Annotated in this window: 12 protein-coding genes; 3 read left to right on the top strand and 9 right to left on the bottom strand. The window is 76.6% G+C overall.

Features of this window, described 5'->3' with window-relative positions; genetic code table 11:
• Nucleotides 1–7 precede the first annotated feature (7 nt).
• Nucleotides 8–739, bottom strand: coding sequence for a hypothetical protein (locus AC0666_RS10870; protein WP_468963672.1), 732 nt, complete (start codon nt 737–739; stop codon nt 8–10).
• Between the two features lie 80 nt (nt 740–819).
• On the opposite strand from AC0666_RS10870, the gene AC0666_RS10865 reads away from it, so the two are divergent.
• Nucleotides 820–1,362, top strand: a complete 543-nt coding sequence (locus AC0666_RS10865; protein WP_478707460.1) for an HAD domain-containing protein — start codon at nt 820–822, stop codon at nt 1,360–1,362.
• Here AC0666_RS10865 and AC0666_RS10860 read toward each other — a convergent pair.
• From AC0666_RS10860 to AC0666_RS10840, 5 genes are all read right to left on the bottom strand, one after another.
• Nucleotides 1,359–3,473, bottom strand: a complete 2,115-nt coding sequence (locus AC0666_RS10860) for a hypothetical protein (RefSeq protein ID WP_468963671.1) — start codon at nt 3,471–3,473, stop codon at nt 1,359–1,361. The genes AC0666_RS10865 and AC0666_RS10860 overlap by 4 nt on opposite strands.
• Complete coding sequence (locus AC0666_RS10855; protein ID WP_468963670.1) at nt 3,470–7,327, bottom strand: vWA domain-containing protein; 3,858 nt, start codon at nt 7,325–7,327, stop codon at nt 3,470–3,472. The genes AC0666_RS10860 and AC0666_RS10855 overlap by 4 nt, the downstream gene beginning before the upstream one ends.
• The gene (locus AC0666_RS10850; protein ID WP_468963669.1) at nt 7,324–8,511 is read right to left on the bottom strand and encodes an ATP-binding protein; all 1,188 of its coding nucleotides are present in this window, start codon (nt 8,509–8,511) and stop codon (nt 7,324–7,326) included. The genes AC0666_RS10855 and AC0666_RS10850 overlap by 4 nt, the downstream gene beginning before the upstream one ends.
• Nucleotides 8,512–8,644: 133 nt before the next feature.
• Nucleotides 8,645–13,666, bottom strand: a complete 5,022-nt coding sequence (locus AC0666_RS10845) for a DNA-binding protein (protein ID WP_478707459.1) — start codon at nt 13,664–13,666, stop codon at nt 8,645–8,647.
• A complete protein-coding gene (locus AC0666_RS10840; protein ID WP_478707556.1) occupies nt 13,663–14,532 on the bottom strand; it encodes a DUF4132 domain-containing protein in 870 nt (289 codons plus the stop codon). Before AC0666_RS10840 ends, AC0666_RS10845 begins: the two co-directional genes overlap by 4 nt.
• Before the next feature lie 200 nt (nt 14,533–14,732).
• Here AC0666_RS10840 and AC0666_RS10835 point away from each other — a divergent pair, with 200 nt between their 5' ends.
• Nucleotides 14,733–15,452: an HNH endonuclease family protein gene (locus tag AC0666_RS10835; RefSeq protein WP_468963667.1), complete on the top strand. Its 720-nt coding sequence runs from the start codon at nt 14,733–14,735 to the stop codon at nt 15,450–15,452.
• Nucleotides 15,449–15,739, top strand: a complete 291-nt coding sequence (locus tag AC0666_RS10830; protein WP_468963666.1) for a hypothetical protein — start codon at nt 15,449–15,451, stop codon at nt 15,737–15,739. The genes AC0666_RS10835 and AC0666_RS10830 overlap by 4 nt, the downstream gene beginning before the upstream one ends.
• 40 nt (nt 15,740–15,779) lie before the next feature.
• Here AC0666_RS10830 and AC0666_RS10825 read toward each other — a convergent pair whose 3' ends face one another.
• The 3 genes from AC0666_RS10825 to AC0666_RS10815 form a co-directional block, all read right to left on the bottom strand.
• Nucleotides 15,780–16,313 (bottom strand): GNAT family N-acetyltransferase, encoded by a 534-nt coding sequence (locus AC0666_RS10825; protein ID WP_468963665.1) that lies wholly within the window; start codon nt 16,311–16,313, stop codon nt 15,780–15,782.
• Nucleotides 16,314–16,359: 46 nt separating this feature from the next.
• A complete protein-coding gene (locus AC0666_RS10820) occupies nt 16,360–17,601 on the bottom strand; it encodes an alpha/beta hydrolase family protein (protein WP_478707458.1) in 1,242 nt (413 codons plus the stop codon).
• Nucleotides 17,602–17,675: 74 nt separating this feature from the next.
• The gene (locus AC0666_RS10815) at nt 17,676–18,641 is read right to left on the bottom strand and encodes an isopenicillin N synthase family dioxygenase (RefSeq protein ID WP_478707457.1); all 966 of its coding nucleotides are present in this window, start codon (nt 18,639–18,641) and stop codon (nt 17,676–17,678) included.
• Nucleotides 18,642–18,666: the final 25 nt, after the last annotated feature.

Raw genomic sequence — 18,666 nt, 5'->3', positions numbered from 1 at the left:
GCGCCGGTCACCAGAGCGCGGTGGTGATGACCTCGCCCCCCGTCGTCCGGACCGACACCGTGCCCTTGTCCCCGTAGACCTGCTGCCGCCATGCGGTGAACACCCGGGCCAGGCGGCGGGCGTCCTCCCCGACCCCCTTGCCGACGGAGCGGGTCGCGAAGGTCAACTCGGCCTCGCCGGCTCCGCCGGCCGTACGGACCTTGGCCTGCCGGACGGGCTGCGCGGGCAGGAAGCCGTCCTCGGCTGTGCGGTGCTCGGCGTAATAGGCGTTGAAATCCCGGGTCATGTCGAACCATCCGGCGCCACCACAGGGGCCCGCGCCGTTGGTCACGTCCGGGTCGGTGGGCGGGCCGGCGTAACCCGCCTCCTCGTCGGTGGGCGGGCCCGCGTAGCCCGTCCCCTCATCGGTGGGCGGGCCGGCGTAACCCGTCTCCTCATCGGTGGGCGGGCCCGCGTAGCCCGTCTCCTCGTCGGTCGGCGGGCCCGCGTAACCCGTCTCCTCATCGGTGGGCGGGCCCGCGTTTCCGGCGCCGGCGCCGTCGTCGTCGGTGGTCAGATCGCGGTCCAGGCCGCACGTCTCGTGCGCAGGCACCGGGGGCGGCGGCGCGGCGGCCTCACCGGCATGCCGGGTCCCGCAGGCCGCCAGTACGGCGCACAACAAGGCCGCCGCCACCGCTCTGCGGGCCGCGGACCCGGTCATGGACACGGATACGGATGCGGATACGGCTTTCTTCGTCACGATCGTCCTCCCCCTCGACCATGGAGAGGTGATCGGGCCCGCCACGGTTCCGCCTCCGGGCGACGACTATCGTGAGGAGGATGACCGGTGCAGGACGGCCGCGGCCGCTTCTCTTCCTCGACGTCGACGGCCCGCTCATCCCCTTCGGAGCCACGCCGCAGCAACGGCCGTACGGCTACCCGACGTACGGGGAGGACTCCGCGCATCCGCTGGTGGCCCGGATCGACCCCTCGCTCGGACCTCGGCTGGCGGCGCTGCCGTGCGCGCTGGTGTGGGCGACGACGTGGGGGGACGACGCGAACGAGTGGGTCGGGCCCCGGGCCGGGCTGCCGGAGCTGCCGGTGGTGTCCTGGGCCGAGACCTCGGAGGCCGGGGAGGCGGGCGGACTCCACTGGAAGACCCGCACCCTCGTCGAGCGGGCGGCGGGGCGCCCGTTCGCCTGGATCGACGACGAGATCACCGACGCCGACCGGCGGTGGGTGGCCGCCCACCACCCCGGCCCGGCCCTGCTCCACCGGGTCGACCCCGCGTTCGGTCTCACCGACGCCGACTTCACCGTCCTCGCCGCATGGCTGCGCGAGGCGGGTCGTCCGGACACCTCGGTGTCGCGGGTCCGGGCCTAGGCCGACGGCAGGGTCTCCTTCCAGGAGGCGGCGACGAGCGAGCGCTGGGCCGCCTCCAGGTGCGTCGCCGCGGCCAGCCAGGCCCAGGCGTAGGCGTCGGCCGAGGGGTCGGCCAGGCGGCCGAAGGCGTCGCGGGGGCGGCGGTCCGCCTCGGCGGCGAGGGCGGCGGCCGACTCCGCCGCCGCGGTGAACCCGGACCGGCGGAGCGCACCGTTCGCGGCGAGCGGCTCGGCTCCGCGGGCCGCTTCGGCGACGGCCCGACGGCCGCCCGCGACCCCGGTTTCGAGCAGGCGGCGGACCCGCCACAACGGGGAGTCCGCCAGCGGGTCCGGGCCGGCGGAGACGGGAACCGTCGGGTCCGGACCGGCGGAGGCGGGCGGGAAGTGGCTGCCCTGCAGCCGGTCGTAGCCGAGGTCGGCGCGGCCGAGCCACTCCTCGGGCAGCCGCAGGGTGTACTCCGCACCGGGCGCCGGGCCGACCGCCAGCGGGCGCAGGGTCGCGGCCCGGTCCAGGTCGGGCCGGCCCAGCACGCGGATCACCAGTCCGGGGCGGGCGGCGATCCGGCGCAGGTTGTCCGTGTACGGGAGCTCCGGGTGGGGGTGGGCGGCGCGCAGCCGGAGCAGCGGGCCGTCCTCGCGGGTCTCGCGGACCAGGAGGTCTTCGCCGCAGGCTCCCACGACGCGCACCTCGCAGCCCAGGAGCCGGGGCCCCTCCTCCGCCTCCGGGGCGACATCACGGTCGGGGTCGGCCGACTGGGCGGCCACCGCCTCCGCCGCCGGCCGGGCGAACAGGGCTGCCGCCGGTTCCCCGGTCCACGGGACTCCGCGCAGCGGTGTCGCCTGCACCCCGCGTCCGGCGCCGAGGCGGCCGTCGGGGGACACGGTGGCCCCGGCGATGCGCAGGCCACCGCGGGCGAGGCCCGCATGGTCGAGGGTGGCACCGCCGAGCGCCACCGGGGCGGATCCTGCGCCCCGGGCGCGGGCCAGGCCGCCGGGGCGCACGTCGGAGACCGAGTAGGCGGCGCCGTCGGAGCCCATGAGGTGGGTGACCACTCCCCCGTATCCGGTGGCGGAGAGCACGGGCTCGCGGCACAGGCCGTACACGCGCAGGCTGCCGCCGGGCCGGTAGGCGCGGCGGACGGTGCCGGTGAGTTCGGGGCCGGCCGCGCCGGAGGCCAGCAGCCCGGCGGTGTACAGCAGTTCGCGGAGGGCGGAGGTGAGCTCCGCGAGCCGGTGGCCGCCGCTGCGCTCGCGGGCCGCGCGCAGCCCCCGCACGACCCGCAGCGCGGCGGCCTCGGCCCGCGGCAGCCCTGCCAGGCGGGCGGTGTGGCCGGCCCGCAGCAGCTCGGCCTGGACCACCGCACCACCGGCGGTGACGCCCGCGGCCAGGGCCTCGGCCGCCGCCTGCCACAGCCCGCCGGCGGCCCGCAGCTGCGCCCCGCTGAGCGCGGGCGCCGTCTGCGTCGCCCCGCCCGGATGGCCCGCCTCCTGCCCCGCTCGGTAGGCCCCGGGGTCCCGCGGCCGGCCGAAGCCCTCGCCGGAACCGGTCCCGCGCACCTGGTCGCCACCCGGCCCGGGCTCCGAGCCGGAGCCGGGCTCCAGCCCGGAGCCCGGGCCTCCTTGCGGCCCCGAGCGGGCGCCGGGCGTCGCGCCCCAACCGGCCTGCGGGCCGGAACCGCTCACCGGACCGGGGCCGGGCCTCGGAGCGGCATCCGGTCGCGGGGGAACGGTCTCCGGCAGGGAGGGGTCGGGACCGGGCTCCCCCTCGTGGTCCGGGTCGGGCCACGGGGTGGGGGCGGCGAGGGGGGAGGCGGCGAGGGCCGCCGTGCGGTGGAGGCAGCGGGGGGCCAGCAGGCAGCTGCACTGCGCCTGTTCGGCGGTGGCGACGGTGCCGTCCGGACCGGGCCGCAGGGTGACGAGGGCGTCCTCGCCGAAGCGTACGGTGACGCTGCCGTCGGACCCCGCCTCGGCACCGTCGGCGCAGCCCGCGATCGCGGCGTCGAGCTTCTTGCGCAGCCGGGCGGTGAGGCTCTCCACGGCTTCGGCGAGGACCTCGGGGGCGACGGGCGGCAACTGCGGCTGCGGCTGCGGCGGCAGGTGGTCGGTGCTCAACGGGCTTCTCCACGGAGGCGGTCGCCCACCCAGCGGGCGAGGGCAAGGGGGCTGAGGGCGGCCACCGGCATCCCGGCGGCGACGAGTTGGCGCGCGACGGGGACCGAGTACCGCGGCGTACCGGAGTCGTCGAGCGCGGCGCAGCCCAGCAGATGGGCTCCGGAGGCGGCGAGGGCGCGTACCTCTCCGAGGAGGCCGCCGATCGGGCCGCCCTCCTCGAAGTCGCTGACCACGACGACGAGCGTGCGGCTCGGCACGGTGATCAGGGAACGGGCGTGGGCCAGGCCCGCGGCGATGTGCGTACCGCCGCCGACCCGCACCTCCAGCAGGAGCGAGAGGGGGTCCTCGACCCGGTCGGTCAGGTCCACCACCTGGGTGGAGAAGGCGAGGAAGTGGGTGGACAGGGTCGGTACACCGCCGAGTACGGCCGCTGTGAGGGCCGACCAGATGACGGAGGCCTCCATCGAGCCGGACACGTCGACGACGAGGATCAGCCGCCAGTCGGCCTCACGACTCATACGCGTGCTGAAGACGGGCCGTTCGGGGACGACGACCGTCCTGCCGTCGGGGAGGCGGCGGGTGTGCGCGAGGTTGGCCCGCAGCGTCCGCGCCAGGTCGAGCGGGCCGCCGGGACGGCGGGTGGGGCGCGGGCCGGCGAGGCCGGAGAGCGCCGGGCGGAGCCGGGTGGCCAGCTCCTTGCCGAGTTCGTCGACGAGCCGCCGCACCAGGGGCCGCAGCCGGGCGAGTTGGGCCTCGGGCATGCCCCCGGCGAGGGAGAGCACGGAGCTCAGCAGCTCCACGGAGGGACGTACGGCCTGCGGGTCGAGCTGGGTCAGTACGTCGGCGCGGCCCGCATCCGCGGCCTCGGCGAGCACCTCCTCGCGTACGTCGGCCCCGAACAGGGCCTCCAGCTCCTGCGCCCACTCCCGCGCCGTGGGGAAGGAGGCCTCCTGGCCCCCTCCCGCGCCGGCGCCGCCTCCCGCACCGGAGTCGAGGTCGGCGGCGCCCTCGCCGCGGCCGGCGCCGTACAGCTCGTCCAGGGCATGGGCGTAACGGCGTGCGCCCGACGGCAGTTGGTCGCGGCGGCGGCCGAGCAGCAGCCGCCAGCGGTCGGCGGGGGCGAGCCTGCGGTCCTCCGGTACGGGGACGGGTCCGCGCGAGGCGGTGGCCGCCGGCCCCGCATCCCGCGGCGGGGGCGGCGTGTCGCGCCGTGGCAGCGGGAGTCCCTTGACGGCGGCGGCACCGGCGGCGTCCGCGGCGGCCCAGAGTGCGAGCAGGGCGGGGGACGCGTCGAGGGACACGTCGACGCGGTCGCCGAGCCGGTCGGTGACGGTGCCGAGCAGCCGGTCGCGGGCGGCGGGCGCGAGGGCGTCGAAGCCGCCGCGCAGGGCCGGGAGCCGGTCCAGGAACTCCTGGTCGGCGAGGGTGTCGACCCGGTCCAGGACCGGGGTGAGGGCGGCCTCGGAGGACGCCAGCAGGGGCCCGGCGGCGGCCAGGACGCCGCCGAGCCGGCGGGTCAGGGCGCGGCGGCCGTCCGGGGTGCAGGCGCTGTCGATCCAGCCGGCGGCGCGGTCGCCCAGCCGGGCGGCCGGGTCGAGGTCGAGGAGGACCCGTACGGCCAGGGCGGCGCCCTGCATCAAAGGGGAGGCGGTGGCGGCCAGTTCCGCCAGGGCCGTGTCCATGCGCAGGCCCAGGTGCCGGGTGGCGGCGCGGTCGGCCAGGGCCACGAGGGCGCGTGCGTCGGCGGGGTCCTCGCTGCCGGCCAGACCGGGCAGGGACCGTACGGCGGCTTCGAGCAGCTCACCGGCGAGAACGGTGGCGGCGGTACGGGACGCGTCGCCGGTGCCGGGCAGGTGGCCGCGGGCCAGGCCCTCCAACAGGTCGAGGGCCTCCAGCAGTTCGGGCAGGGTGGCCGTCTGCGGGAGGGTGGCCGCGGCCTCCTCCAGCCGTACGTCGACCAGCTCGGGCAGATCGCACCGCGCGGCGGCGGCCAGGCCGGCGAGGATCTGGGCGGGGGTCGGACCCCCGTCGGCGGCGGCCCGCCGGGCGGTGTCCCGGAGGGTCCCGGCCGCGGCCTGGGCGGCGGTGACCCCGCGGACCCCGGCGAGGTCGAGGCGGGCGGGGACGGAGGGCGTCCAGCGGAGGCGCCACTTGGTGCCGAGGGCGGCGCCGTCGCCGGTGGCGGCCACGGCGAGGGGCTCCCCGTACGAGGAACCGCAGACGAGAAGGCGTTGCAGGAGGACCTCGCGGCGTCCGTCGAGCGCGGAGCGCAGCGGATCGAGGCGGACCTCCCGCGCGGCCGGTTCCTCGGGGCCGGGCAGCCGCAGCTCCGCGAGCTCCGACTCGACGGAGGGGCCGAGTCCGGAGCGGGGCGCGCGGGGGCTGATCCGGCCGCGGCCGGTGCCTATCAGCACGGCTTCGAGGGCGCGGGCCAGCGCCCGTCCCCGGCCCAGCGGTTCGCCTTGGCCGAGCACGGTGGACACGGCTTCGAGGAGCTCGCCCCGGCCGGGGGCGGGCAGCCCCCGCAGGACGGCCAGGTCGCAGGCGAGCCGCAGCGTCTCCGCGGCCTCCCCGGTCCCGGCGGTGTGCCCGGCCCGCCGCAGCTCCCGGCAGATGCCGACGACGGTGGCGGACGCCGCGTCGCGCAGCCGCCGGGGATCACCGCCGGCGTCCAGGACGGCCTGCTGCCAGAGGGGGTCGCGGATACCGGCGGGATAACCGGAGCGGGAGTCGAGCAGGTCGAAGGAGTAGGGCACGAACGAGGTCACCACGGCCCCGTCCGCCACCGCTCCCCCTCCCGCGGCGGGCATCCCGTCGGCGCGGGGAGCGCCGCTGCCGGCCGGTACGCCGTGGTCTGACACGGCCACCGGGGACCCTGATCCGGCCGGCGGGGAGACCGCGGCTGCGATCGCTCCGTGCCCCGCGGCCGGTGCCGCGGCTGCGCCGGATCCGGCCGGCAGGGGTGCGGTCAAAGCCGGGGCGTGGAAGGCGCCGATCACCGCCGCCACCCGGCGGCCCCCGGCGGCGGCGTCGCTGAGGACCGCGCGCATGCAGGCCTCGCGGGCCAGGTCCGTGGCGGGGACCGGGGCGTCCTGGCGCAGGGCCCAGCCGACGCCGAGGGCCGCGCGGCGGACGGCCTCCGGGGTGCAGCCGGGAGCCAGGACCTCGACCGCCCGGTCCCACAGGTCGTCGCCGTAGCGGCCGGTGCCGGCTGCGGCGAGGGCGTCGGCGAAGTTCCGCCGCGACCGCGCCGGGGCCTCGGTGGCCGGGTCCGCAAACCGGTCCGCCTCCGGGTCCGCCGGGTCCGCGCCCGCAGCCGCGGGCTGCGGGGACCCGGGCGCGCCCGGGGGCAGCGCCGGGGAGGGGGCGTCGGGACGGGCCGGAGAGGGGTCCGTCCAGGCCGGGGACGACAGCGGGAGGTCGCAGCAGCGGACCTCCACACCGCGGGCCCGCGCCCAGCGGATCGCCGCCAGCTCCGGGGAGAAGTCCGCGAACGGGTAGAACGCCAGTCGGCCGTCCACGCCCGTGCCCGCCAAGGCGACGGGGGCGACCGTCTCCGGGTCGGCCAGGTGGTCCAGCCACGGCTGGAAGTCGGCGGGGAGCTCGACGCAGACCACCTCCGCCCCCGACGCGTCCAGCAGCGCGGGGACCACCGCGGCCAGGGCGGGGCTGTGGTGGCGCACTCCCAGCAGGTACGGCTCGCGCGACGCGGCGAGCGCGTCCACCACGGCCCGCGGACCGGCCCCCGCGTCCGTGTCGGCCTCCGCCGCCCCGGTGGCGGCCCTTGACCGGGAGCCGGACGCCAAAACCGGGCGGGCGGGCGCCGCGGCCGCGGCCGGGCGGGACCTCGTCATCGCAGGCTCCCGCGCAGGTCCCACAGGCGGCGCCACATCGCCGAGCCGTCCTCGGCGCGGCGGCGGACGGGGCCGTCCCAGTACCCCAGCAGGCGGCCGTGGTCCGCCGGGTCGTCCTTGCGGACCACACCCAGCAGGTGCCCCGGCAGCAGGTCCAGGACGTCGCCGCCCGGCAAGTACGCCGCGGCGACCCCCAGGGAAGCGGCCACCTGGACGGCTTCGGCGGTGGACATGACCGTACCGGGGCGTTCCACGTCCCAGCCCTCCGCCGAGCGCCCCGAGCGCAGGTCCCGGAAGACGGTGACGAGCGCGTCGAGGACGGCGTCGTCGACTCCGAACGCGGCGCCCGCCCGCTGCACGGCGGCCACGGCCTGGCGGCGGATCAGGGTCGCCTCCGCGTCCGCGTCCGCGATCGGCGCGACCGTCTCGAAGTTGAAGCGCCGCTTGAGGGCGGCGGACATCTCGGAGACGCCGCGGTCGCGCAGGTTGGCGGTGGCGATGACCGTGAACCCGGGGGCCGCCGAGACCACGGCATCCTCGGTGGCGGTCAGTTCGGGCACGCTGACGCGCCGGTCGGACAGGATCGACACCAGAGCGTCCTGCACCTCGGGCAGGCAGCGGGTGATCTCCTCGACGCGCACGACCCGACCGGTCCGCATGGCGGAGAGCACCGGGGAGTCGACGAGCGCCTGCCGGCTGGGGCCCTGGGCGAGCAGCAGGGCGTAGTTCCAGCCGTAGCGGAAGGCGTCCTCCGTGGTACCGGCGGTGCCCTGCACCGTGAGGGAGCTGGTGCCGCAGACGGCGGCGGCCAGCAGTTCGGACAGCATCGACTTGGCGGTCCCGGGTTCACCGGTCAGCAGCAGGCCGCGCTCCCCCGCGAGGGTGACGACGCAGCGCTCGACGAGGGCGCGTTCGCCGACGAACTTGGGGGCGATGGCCAGTTTGGCGGGGAGTCCGGCGCGGCGCTTGGGCAGGGCGAGCTCCACGCCGTCGCTGCCGCAGACGAAGGTGACCACGGCGCGGGGGGTGAGCGCCCAGCCGGGCGGGCGGGGTCCGGTGTCCTGTGCGGCGAGGAAGGCGAGTTCGGCCGCGTGGCGCTCCTCGGCGGGCAGGGTCTGCCGGGGCGGCGCGGTAGCCGCTGGCGCGGTGCTCGACGGCCCGGCGGCCTGGTCGGTGAGGGTCATGGGAGGGTCCTCTCGGGTTTTCGGGAAGCAGGAGGGTGGGGCCGGGGGGCACCCGCCGCAAGCGGGTGCCCCACGGCCGGACGGGCGCCGACCGGCGAGGGGCCGGCTCACCGCCGGCCGGAGCGCGGCGGCGTCAGCGGCGGGCCGCCCGGGAGCGGGTGCGCTTGACCTTCAGTTCCTCGAAGCGCGGTACGTCGCCCTCGCGGACCCGCTGCCAGGCCCGCCGGTAGAGGTCCGCGGCCGGTTCGCCCGGCACCAGGACGCCCAGCACCGGGGATCCGCCCGGGGCGAGGGAGTACATCGGGAGCTTCCACTGCTCCACCGGCACGGTCGGGGAGGTCATCTCGGCCCAGCCGCCGGGCAGGAACAGGGAGCGCCCGGCCCGGGTCCGGCTCGCCGACACCACCAGGTCGGTGGCGGCCAGTTCGGCGCGGGCGGCCTTCAGCCGGGCGGGCTTCCAGCCGGTCCAGCGCGCCACGTTGCGGTCGCTGGGGTCGGGCATGGCGAGCAGCGTGAGGTAGACGGTCGCGGCGTCCGCGCCCAGCCCGTGGGTCCGGGACACTTCCGCGACCAGGTCCGGTACCGATCGGCCCGGGTCCTGCGGCCACCAGGTGCCGTCCTTGTCCACCGCGCCGGCCGCCGGGGCGCCGGGGTCGGCGAGCAGTGCGGCGAAGCGCGGGTCGTGGGCGGCCCGCAGTGCGGTCTCGACCCCGGAGGGCTGCTGGTCGGGTCCGCGCAGGGCCGCCAGGTACGGGTCGGAGCCGGTGGAGTCGAGCAGGGCCGTCCGCAGCGCGGGCTTCGGCCGGTCGTCGTGGGTGGCCATGACCACTGCGCCGTAGCGCTCGTAGCCCTCGCCGGTCTCGGTCGGCGTGCCCGCCGCCTTCCGGAAGTCCGGGAGGCTGGTGTAGTGGCCGACGTTGAGGAGCAGTTCGGGCGCGGCGAGCCGCTGGCGTACGGCGGTGAGCGCGGGCGGCAGGGCGGAGCGTCCGGGGTCGCCGGCGGGCAGCCGGTGGGCCAGCCAGGCCGTGAGGGCGAGGGCGCCCGTCAGGATGTGCCCGGTGAAGGGCTCGGTGGCGGGCTCGCACGGCTCGGCGTGGTCCCCCTTCACCGTCCAGGCGACGTCGACGCCGAGCGACGGGGACGCGGCGGGGTCCAGGACCGCGGCGAGGGCACGGTGCGTGGCCCACCCCGTCCGCACACCGCGGGCGGTCTCGGTCAGCAGCCATTCGGGTACGGGCGTACGGCGGCCCACGCGCCGGAGCCACACCTCCGCGGCGGCGGCCACGTCCGGGCCGTCGGTCCACAGCCGGGCCGGGTCGGCGGGCAGCAGGGCCGCGACGAGGGCGCGCCGCACTTCGGCGTCGAGGGACTTCAGTTCGCTGCGGGCGTTCTTCGCGTCGGGCAGTTTGACGCCGAGGGCGGTGCGCAGGTCGGTCGACAGGAAGTGGTGCTCGTAGCTGTCTATGTGGGGCAGGCCGGCGAGCAGCAGCTTCGCCAGGGTGGTGGAGACGCCGGTGAGGCGGGCGAACTCCTCGGCGGCCTCGGGGAAGAACGGCGCGGGCCCGCGGTCGGCCGCCTCGGTGAGGAACTTCGCCAGCCAGTCCGGCCCGCGGTCCCGGTCGCCGAGCGGGGCCTCGCCGCGCAGGGTGTAGGGGTCGGGCGCGGCGAACCGGCCTGCCGGGTCGTACAGCAGCGCCCCGAACTCGTGCCCGTCGGGCACGGACGCACTGTGCTCGGTGAGCGCGAGGACGGCTCCGTCGCCGAGCGGGAGCAGGCTGCGGTGTGGGAGGCTGCGCTCGTTGCCGTCGGGGGTGCGCAGGTGGCGGTGGTCGAGGTGGACCAGGACCCGGCGCCAGCGGTCGGCGGAGCCCTCGGCCGAAGCCAGGCCCAGCGCGTCCACCTGGCCGAGCAGGGTGCACAGGGCGGCCCGGTGCTCCTCGGTGGTGCCGAGGGAGACGGCGCGGTAGGCGACGGCGGCGGGCTGGTCCAGCAGCGGGGTGAAGGGGAGGGAGGAGTAGGTCAGGGCGGGCATGTCGAAGTGCAGCCGGCCGGGCACCTCGGCGGCACCGGTGTCGGCGCAGGCCTCGGCGAGGCGGCGCAGGAAGCGGTGTGCGGCGTCGCTGTGGGCACCCCAGCGGTAGTAGCCGGTACCGAGCAGGCCGTGCAGGGCGTCGGCGAGCAGGTGGTCTTCGGGGCCCGCCGGCTCGTCGGACCCGGCCTGCGTGCCGGGATCCAGGCGGGCGGCGACGGCGTCCAGCGCCTTCTGCTGGGTGAGGGCGAAGCGCAGCACCTCGACGATGCCCCCGATGAGCTGGGGGGCGGTGACCTGCGGCAGCGCCGCACTCACCAGGCCGGGCAGGTCGGAGTCCTTCTCGGCGGTGGCGGCGGCCCGCAGCAGGGCGGCGGCGGTGTCGCGGTCGGCCGCGCGCAGGGCGGCCGAGCCCTCGGGGTCGCGCGGGCGCAGGGCGTACCAGAAGGGCAGCGGCGGGAGTTCGACGCTGCCGGTGGCGAAGGCCACGGCCCGGTGGTGGCTGCCAGACTTGGCGGTGACGACACCGTCGGGGTCGCTGATGCTCAGCTCGCGCCAGCGGTGCGTCAGGGCGCGCGGCCGGTCGTCACCGGGGAAGGCCAGGGCCGCGACGGGAACGTCGCTGCCCTCGGGCGCGGTGACGGTCCGTCCGGCGGTGTCGCTGCCCTGCCAGCCCTGGCCGGGCAGGCGTACGGCACGCCAGCCGAGCAGCCCGTCCACGGGGGCGCCGAGCACCGAGCCCTCGACGGCGGGTGCGGGCCGCAGCCAGCAGGCCTGGGCGGACAGCGCGGCCTCGGGGCGGGCGCGCAGTGCGGCGGGGAGGAAGCCGGGCTCGGAGAAGCGGCCGTGCTCACCGCCGGCCGGGTCGTACTCGCGCCAGCCGCTCTCGTTCGACTGGTCGCGTCGCTGCCACACCCAGTACGAGGTCCCGTCGGACAGCAGCGGCCGCTCGGCGGGCAGCCGGGTGTCCCCGCGGTGCAGGACGCCGCCTCCGGTGGCGCGGCCGCCGCCGGGCAGCGGCAGGCTGATGTTCTCGGAGCGCAGCGACCAGCTGTTGTGGTCGGCGTCGAGGGTGAGGACGGTGCCGGGCGCGGAGTGCCAGTAGCCCTGGATCTGCTTGGCGCTCCAGGAGTTCCAGAAGACGAGCAGATCGCCGTCGACGTAGTGGAATCCGTACTGGTACGAGGGTCCGCGCGGCGCCCGCAGGTCGTGCGTGAGCACGGTGGAGTGGGCGTCGATGACGCGGACCTGGGTGGAGTTGGCGACGATGAGGTGGGGCCAGGCCTCGTAGACGTTCAGTCCGTGGCCTCCCTGGCCGGCGGGCGCGAGTTCGGCGACCGCGCTCTCCCAGGCGGGCCACGTCAGTTCCTCGAAGAGGCCGCCGCGCAGGGTGCGGGCGAGGATCTCGCCGAGGTCGGCGGCGGCCGCGGCGGCCACGTCCTCGCGGGCCAGTTCCAGGGCTTCGGCGGGCAGCCAGCTCAGCCGTTCGATGGCGTCGGGCAGGCCGGGCAGGCCCGCGGCGGTGGAGGCGCGGGCCACCTCGTGCATCCACTCGGCCAGCATCGGGCGGCCGCCGGGCGAGGCGGCGAGGCGGCACATGACGTCGGCTCCCGAGCCCGCGTCGCCGAAACTGTACGCGGCGCGCCGGAACGCGGGCCGGAACCGCTGGTCGGCGGCGAGGGCGAGGAGGTCGCGGCGCTGGTCGCCGCGCGCCCAGTCGGCCAGGTTCAGCTGGTCGTGCCGGCTCCAGGCGGGGGCGTCGGTGGCGGGATCGGCGACCGGGATGCCGAGGGAGAGCAGCAGGTCGAGGAGGTTGGCGTCCTCGACGCCCACCTTCAGGCCCGCCTCGCGGCCGGGCCGGGCGAGTTCGGCGCGCAGCCGGTCGGCGGCCCGGGTGACGAGGTCGAGCAGGACGGGCGGGGTGCGGCGCGGGCCCCAGCCGGCGTGCCGGGCGGCGTGGAATCGCTCCAGCCAGCCTGCGGCGCCGTCGGCGCACTGCTCCTCGGCGGGCAGGCCGGCGTCGACCAGCCCGGCGGTGGCGCCGGATTCCTCCAGTACGTCCAGCCATAGGGCCGAGAGTTCGCCGTCTCCGCCGCCGGGCGGCATCAGGTCGAGCATGGTGCCCCGCAGGGCGGGTCGGCGGCGGGCCAGGGCGATCAGTGCGGTGCGGTGCGCGTTCCACCAGCCGTAGGCCGCCCGCAGGGTGGCGGGCAGCGGGAGGAGTTCGGCGAGGTACTGCTGCTCGGCTTCGCTGCCGGTCAGTCCGGCGTTGCGGGCGAGGCGGCGCAGTTCGGCGGTGGCCTGGGCGGAGGGCGGCAGGCCGCCTGCCGTGCGGCGCACGCACAGGCGCCGGAAGCGCTCGTAGGCCTCGGCGGGGGCGACCCGCGTGGACAGCTCCTTGCCGTAGCCGGTGAGCACCTTGACGGGGAGGGCGCCGGCCAGGGCGAATTCGAGGAACACGGCGTCGAGGCGGTCTTCGTCGATGTTCAGGCCGTACCGGCTCTCGCTGCTGCGGGCGCGGCCGAACAGCTGGGCGGCGTACGTGGTGTTCTCGACGGCGAGGAAGATGCGGGCGGCCTGCTCGTAGAAGACGGGCAGGAAGTGGGGGACGGCTGCGGCGAGCCGCTCTGCCAGTTCGTGGCAGGCGTCGAGGGCCGCCTTCGGCTTGGTCTTGGCCTGGCGGGCGGCCCGGTCGAGCTCGGGGACGACGGCGAGGGCGTGGTGGCCGTCCTCGGGGTGGTGGACGAGCACCCATTCGGGGAAGCCCAGGGCCTGGCGCTGGCCGAGGCCGACCACGGGCGGCTCGCCCTCGTCGAGGACGAGCCCCAGGAATCCGGCGGCGAGATCCTCGGCCGGGCCCAGTTCGGCGGCGGTCAGCCGGACGACGACGCGGTCGTCGCCGAGGGCGGGGTGGCGGTAGGTGCGGGCGGTGAGGTCCACGGCGGAGGGGCCGGCGCCGGGGGTGCCGGCGGGCAGCACGGCGCCTGCCTTGAGGAGCAGTTCGGCCTCGGTCGCGCGGGCGTCACCCGCCGCGCGGGCGGCCTCGGCGGCCTCGGTGGCCGTCGTAGCCGTGACGCCGGCCATGGCCGTGTCGGTCGTGGTGCCAGTGGTACCGGTGGTGCTCATCGTGCGTCCCCGCCCTCTTCGATCGTGCGCCCGGCGTACAGCGCCGCGGCCATGCGCATGCCCTCGGACCAGGCCACTGGTCCGACCTCCGCCAGGCGTACCGCCCGGCCTTCCTCGTCGTGCCAGCTCAGGGCCCCGGTGGTCGAGTCGTCGTCGTAGTACGGCTCGCCGATCCACACCGCTGCCTCCGCTCCTCGACCGGTGTCGCGGACCTTGCAGGTGGCGTAGCCCCCGGACACCCGGTAGCCCAGGCCGGTCGCCCGGGCGGCCAGGCTGAAGCGGTTCGGGAACTTCCCGCCCGCGTAGTCGCGCACCTCGGCGGCGGTGGCCGCGAGCCCCTCGGGCTTGTGCCAGGTGGGCCGGTGGATCTGCTCGACGCGCTGCACGATGCCGAGTTCGGCCGCGAAGTCCCGCAGGTCCTCCAGATCGGGCAGCAGCACCGGGTGCGGCAGGGTCACCGTGCGCGGGGAGAGCCGTACGGTCTCGCCGTCGAGGTTGACCACCTTCAGCTCGCCGGCGTCGGTGGCGTCCCGCAGGAAGCCCACCTCGTCCGGGTCGTCGCCGACGACGGCGATGTCGCGCAGCGCGCGCTGCCAGGCCTCGTCCGGCCACACCCGGGCGAGCAGCGCGGTCGGCACCGGCAGCGAGGACACCATCCACGTGTCCACCTGTGCCGCGCAGGCCAGTTCGTGCCGGTCGAGCCACGCGGCGAGCCTGCGCAGCCGGTCCACCTCCGGGTGGTCGCGCAGCGCCTTGGGCAGGGTCTTCAACTGCCGTCCCGCCGCGCGCCCGGTGGCGGACCGCGCCGCCACCTTCCCTTCCACCAGGGCGATCTCGTACCCCTCGCCCGCCGCCAGCCATGCCATCAGTGCGTGCCCCTCCGCCTGCCCGATCCGGATTCCGCGCAGCATCGACCGAGGCGGGAAAGCCCCCTGAGCTGCGGTATGCCGGGAGACTAGCGAGGGGCACTGACAACGCTCGCCCAGGGGTGGGCAGCCGGTTGGATGTCCGGTTCTGGGTAGTCTTCCCGGGGACAGGGTGCGGAGCCGACTGCTCGGGGTGGTCCATGGAACGTCAGATACGGGTGCGGGGTGCGGTTCTGGCGGCTTCGGCGCTGCTGGCCGCGACCGGGTGCTCCGGCGGGCCGTGGGGCGGGGATCCGGAGGCGTCGGCCCCGTCGTCCTCCGGTCCGGCGGCGCCCGGTGGCGATGCCAAACCCGTCGGCGGGGACGTACTGCCGGGGATGGTCAGCGCGGCCGTGGCCCGGACCCAGTTGGCGGCCCTGAAGGTGGCGGCGCCCGGGACGATGGCGGGGTACAGCCGGGCCAAGTTCACGCACTGGGCCGAGCAGGGCGACAAGTGCGACACCCGCGAGGTGGTCCTCAAGCGGGACGGCACCGGCGTGGTCCAGGACGGCGAGTGCCGAGCCGTGTCCGGGACGTGGAAGAGCCTGTACGACGGCTCCACGGTCACCGACGCGTCGAAGATGGACATCGACCACGTCGTGCCGCTCGCCGAGGGGTGGCGCTCGGGCGCGGCCGCCTGGGACGCGGCGAAGCGCAAGGCGTTCGCGAACGACCTGACCCATCCCCAGCTGCTGTCGGTGACCGCGGCCGCCAACCGGTCGAAGGGCGACCAGAGCCCCGACCTGTGGCAGCCGCCGGACCCGGCGAGCTGGTGCCAGTACGGGCGGGCCTGGACGACCGTGAAGTCCACGTACGGCCTGACGGTCACGGAAGCGGAGAAGAAGATGCTGACGAAGATGCTGGACGGTTGCGCCGCATGACGGAACGGCAGCAGGTGCAGTGGCAGGACCGGGTGGCCGCCGGACCCGGCGGGGCGATGACCGACGAGGTCGGGGTGATCACCGGGCCGGTGACCGTGCGGACGACGGTGGCGGCGGGCGGCCTCGTCCGGATCGAGATCCAGTACACCGACGCGGAGGAGTGGTACACGCTCACGGGCAGCCCGGTCCCGCACCACGGCCGCCCCGCCGACGTGCATGCGGCCGCGCTGGCGGCGGTGCGCGCGGGCCGCGCGGCACAGGTCCCGCGCACCCCGCCGCCGGGCTGATCCCGGCGCGGGGCCGGCCGGGGCGGGGTGCGCGGGCCGGTCAGGCCTCGTACTCCGTCAGGTCGATGCTGTGGATCTGGAGGAGGTGGCCGAGTTCCGGGTCGGTCGCCTCGCGCTCGGACACCATGCCGAGCTTGCGGATCACGTTCTCCGACTCCTCGTTCCCCACCCGGTTGATCGCGACGATCCGGTCCAGGCCGCGGTCCTGGAGCGCGAACTCCAAGGTGGCGTGGGCGGCCTCGGAGGCGTAGCCCTGGCCCCAGAACGGGCGGCCCAGCCGCCAGCTGATGTCCACGGCCGGCAGCACTTCCGGCAGGAACTCCGGCACGGACAGCCCCACCGCTCCGATCAGCTCCCCCGAGGCGAGCAGCTCGACGGCGAAGACGCCGAAGCCCTCCTCGTCCCATTCCTCTTCCCAGCGCTCGATCTCGTCGGCGGTCTGCTCCTGGTCGAGCGTGGCGCCGTCGCCGATCCAGCGCATCACCTCCGGGTCGGCGTTGATCTCCGACAGGGGGACGACGTCGTCGTCGGTCCAGCGGCGGAGGAGGAGTCGGGGGGTGCGGATCTCGGTCATGCCCCCCATCCTGCCGAACGTGGCCGACCAGCGGTAATCGACTCCCTCAAGGGGTGTGGAAGCGCACTTCCGGGGCGTCGGCCGCCGGGCCGTCGAGCAGCGGCTGCGGGATGCCGCGCAGGTGCTGGTCGAAGAAGGCCGCCACGTAGCGCCGGGTGAGGTCGACGGAGCGGGCGCCGGGCAGCGGTGAGTCGGCGGGCAGGCCGAGCTGGTCGCTCATGGTGGGCCAGTCGGTGAAGCTGAAGTGGTTCGAGCCGTCGAAGGTGATCCAGCGCTTCCAGCCGTCCAGCCGGGACCAGTTCGCGTCCCAGCCGCTCATCCCGCCGCCGGGCCGGGCGTCCTGCGAGCCCAGCAGCAGGAAGGGCCGGCCGCCCAGGCCGCCGTCGGGGAGCAGGGTGGGCATGCCGCCGTCCATGTTGATCCCGGCGCGGATCCGCGGGTCGGCGGCCATCGCGGCGGCCGCCGAGGTACCGCCGATGGAGTGGCCCGCCATGGCGATCCGGCCGGGGTCGATCAGCCCCGTGTGCCGCCACACCGGGTGGCGTCCGGTGAGGCGGTCCAGCAGGAAGGACACGTCCCGGGCCCGCGTCCGGGCCACCAGCCGCCGCCCCTCGTCGTCCGTGACCTTCTCGCAGGCCAGGCAGGTCAGCACCCGGCCGCCCGGGAAGGCGGTACCGGCGCTCTCGTACGCGTGGTCCACGGCCGCCACCACGTACCCGCGCGAGGCCAGCTCCTCGGCGAGGGCGGTGAGGGTGGCCCGCGGGACGGTGAAGCCGGGCGAGAGCACGACCAGCGGGTGGCGGCCGGCCACGGGGCGGGCACCGGTCCGGGCGAAGGCCTTCGTGCCAGCCAGGCTCTCCACCGGGACGGCCTGGTCGAGCCCGCGGTCCACCAGCAGCAGCCGGGCTTCCTCGTCGGTGAGGTACGGGCGCACCGGCCCGCCGGTGTCACGGTGCGCCGGATAGCGCATGGTCACCATCAGCTCCCGCGGGCCGGTTCCGGCCCAGGGGTCGGTCCGGCTGCGGTCCACCAGGTGCAGGGTGTCCTGGCCGACGGCGAAACGGCCGCTCGGAGGCGGAAGCTGCGGCACCGCGGCCTGCGGCGCGGCCGCGGCCGGCGGCACGGGCGCGGTCGGCGGCACGGGCGCGGCGGCCGCCGCCACGGCCGGGGCGGCGACGGCGAGCGGCAGCGGGAGGAGGAGGGCGAACAGGGCAACGGATGCGAGGGGGCGGTTCTGCTTCGGCTTCGGCTCATGGGGTCGAACGTAGGCAGCCGGAACTGACGGCACATCACCGTGCGGGCGGACGCACCCTCGTACGCGAGGAGGGCGGGGTCGGCCCTGCGTCCCCCCTGAGTCGTAGCTCAGGGGACGCTGATCGCGTCCAGTTTCGCCCGCAGGTAGGTGTGGGAGTCGACGGGCTCGTGCCGCACCCGGCCGATCGGCGCGGGCAGGGACTCCACCCGCGTGTGCGGATCGCACTCGTAGAAGTAGACCAGCGAGACCAGCTCCTCGGCCGGTGCGTCGGCCGGCGGCGGCAGCACGCGGTGGCGGCCGGCGCGCCACCGGTCGCCGGTCCAGCGGGCCATCAGGTCGCCGATGTTCACGGTGAGCGCGGCCGGGTCGTACGGGGCGTCCTGCCAGCCGTCGGCCTCGGTGTGGATCTGGAGCCCCCCGGCCCCCGGCTCACGGTCGAGGAGGGTGACCGTGCCGAAGTCCGTGTGCGGGCCGATGCGGAACTGGTCCGGCAGGGGCGGGCCGAGGGTCTCGGTGCCCGGGTACCAGTTGAGATTGAAGCCCCAGGTGGGATGGCCGGTGTGGCGGGTGAAGTGGTCCGCGGGCAGCCCGAGGGCGGTGGCGAGGAGCTCCAGCAGCTCGTCGGAGAGGGCCCGCATCCGGGAGAGGTACTCCGCCACCAGCGGCTGCAGGGCGGGCACCTCGGCCGGCCAGACGTTGGGGCGGAACCACTCGGCGTCCACCGAGGCGATCCCGGTGGGGTCCTCCGCCGCGCACGACCAGGACTCCTTCAGGTCGGGCGGCGACGCCGTGCCCTCCGCGTGGCTGTTGGCCTCGGCGCCCGGCCCGAGCCACCCGCGGCCGCCGACCGCCACCGCGTACGACTCCTTGGCCGTGGCCGGGAGCCGGAAGAACGCGCGGGCGGCGTCCCGGATCCGTGCGGGCAGCCGCGGGTCCACCCCGTGCCCGGTGACCAGGAGGAAGCCGGCCGCCTGCAGGGCCTCGTCGACGCGCGCGGCGATCTCCGCCCGCACGGCCGGGTCACCGGACCGCCACGGGCCGAGATCGATCACGGGAACCTGGGAACGGGCCACGGTGAGCCGCCTTCCGATCCGGTGT

The sequence above is a fragment of the Streptomyces sp. NPDC043680 genome (assembly GCF_056436685.1).
The sequence above is the reverse complement of the archived record's forward strand: the minus strand, read 5'-3'. Positions and strand labels throughout refer to the sequence as shown.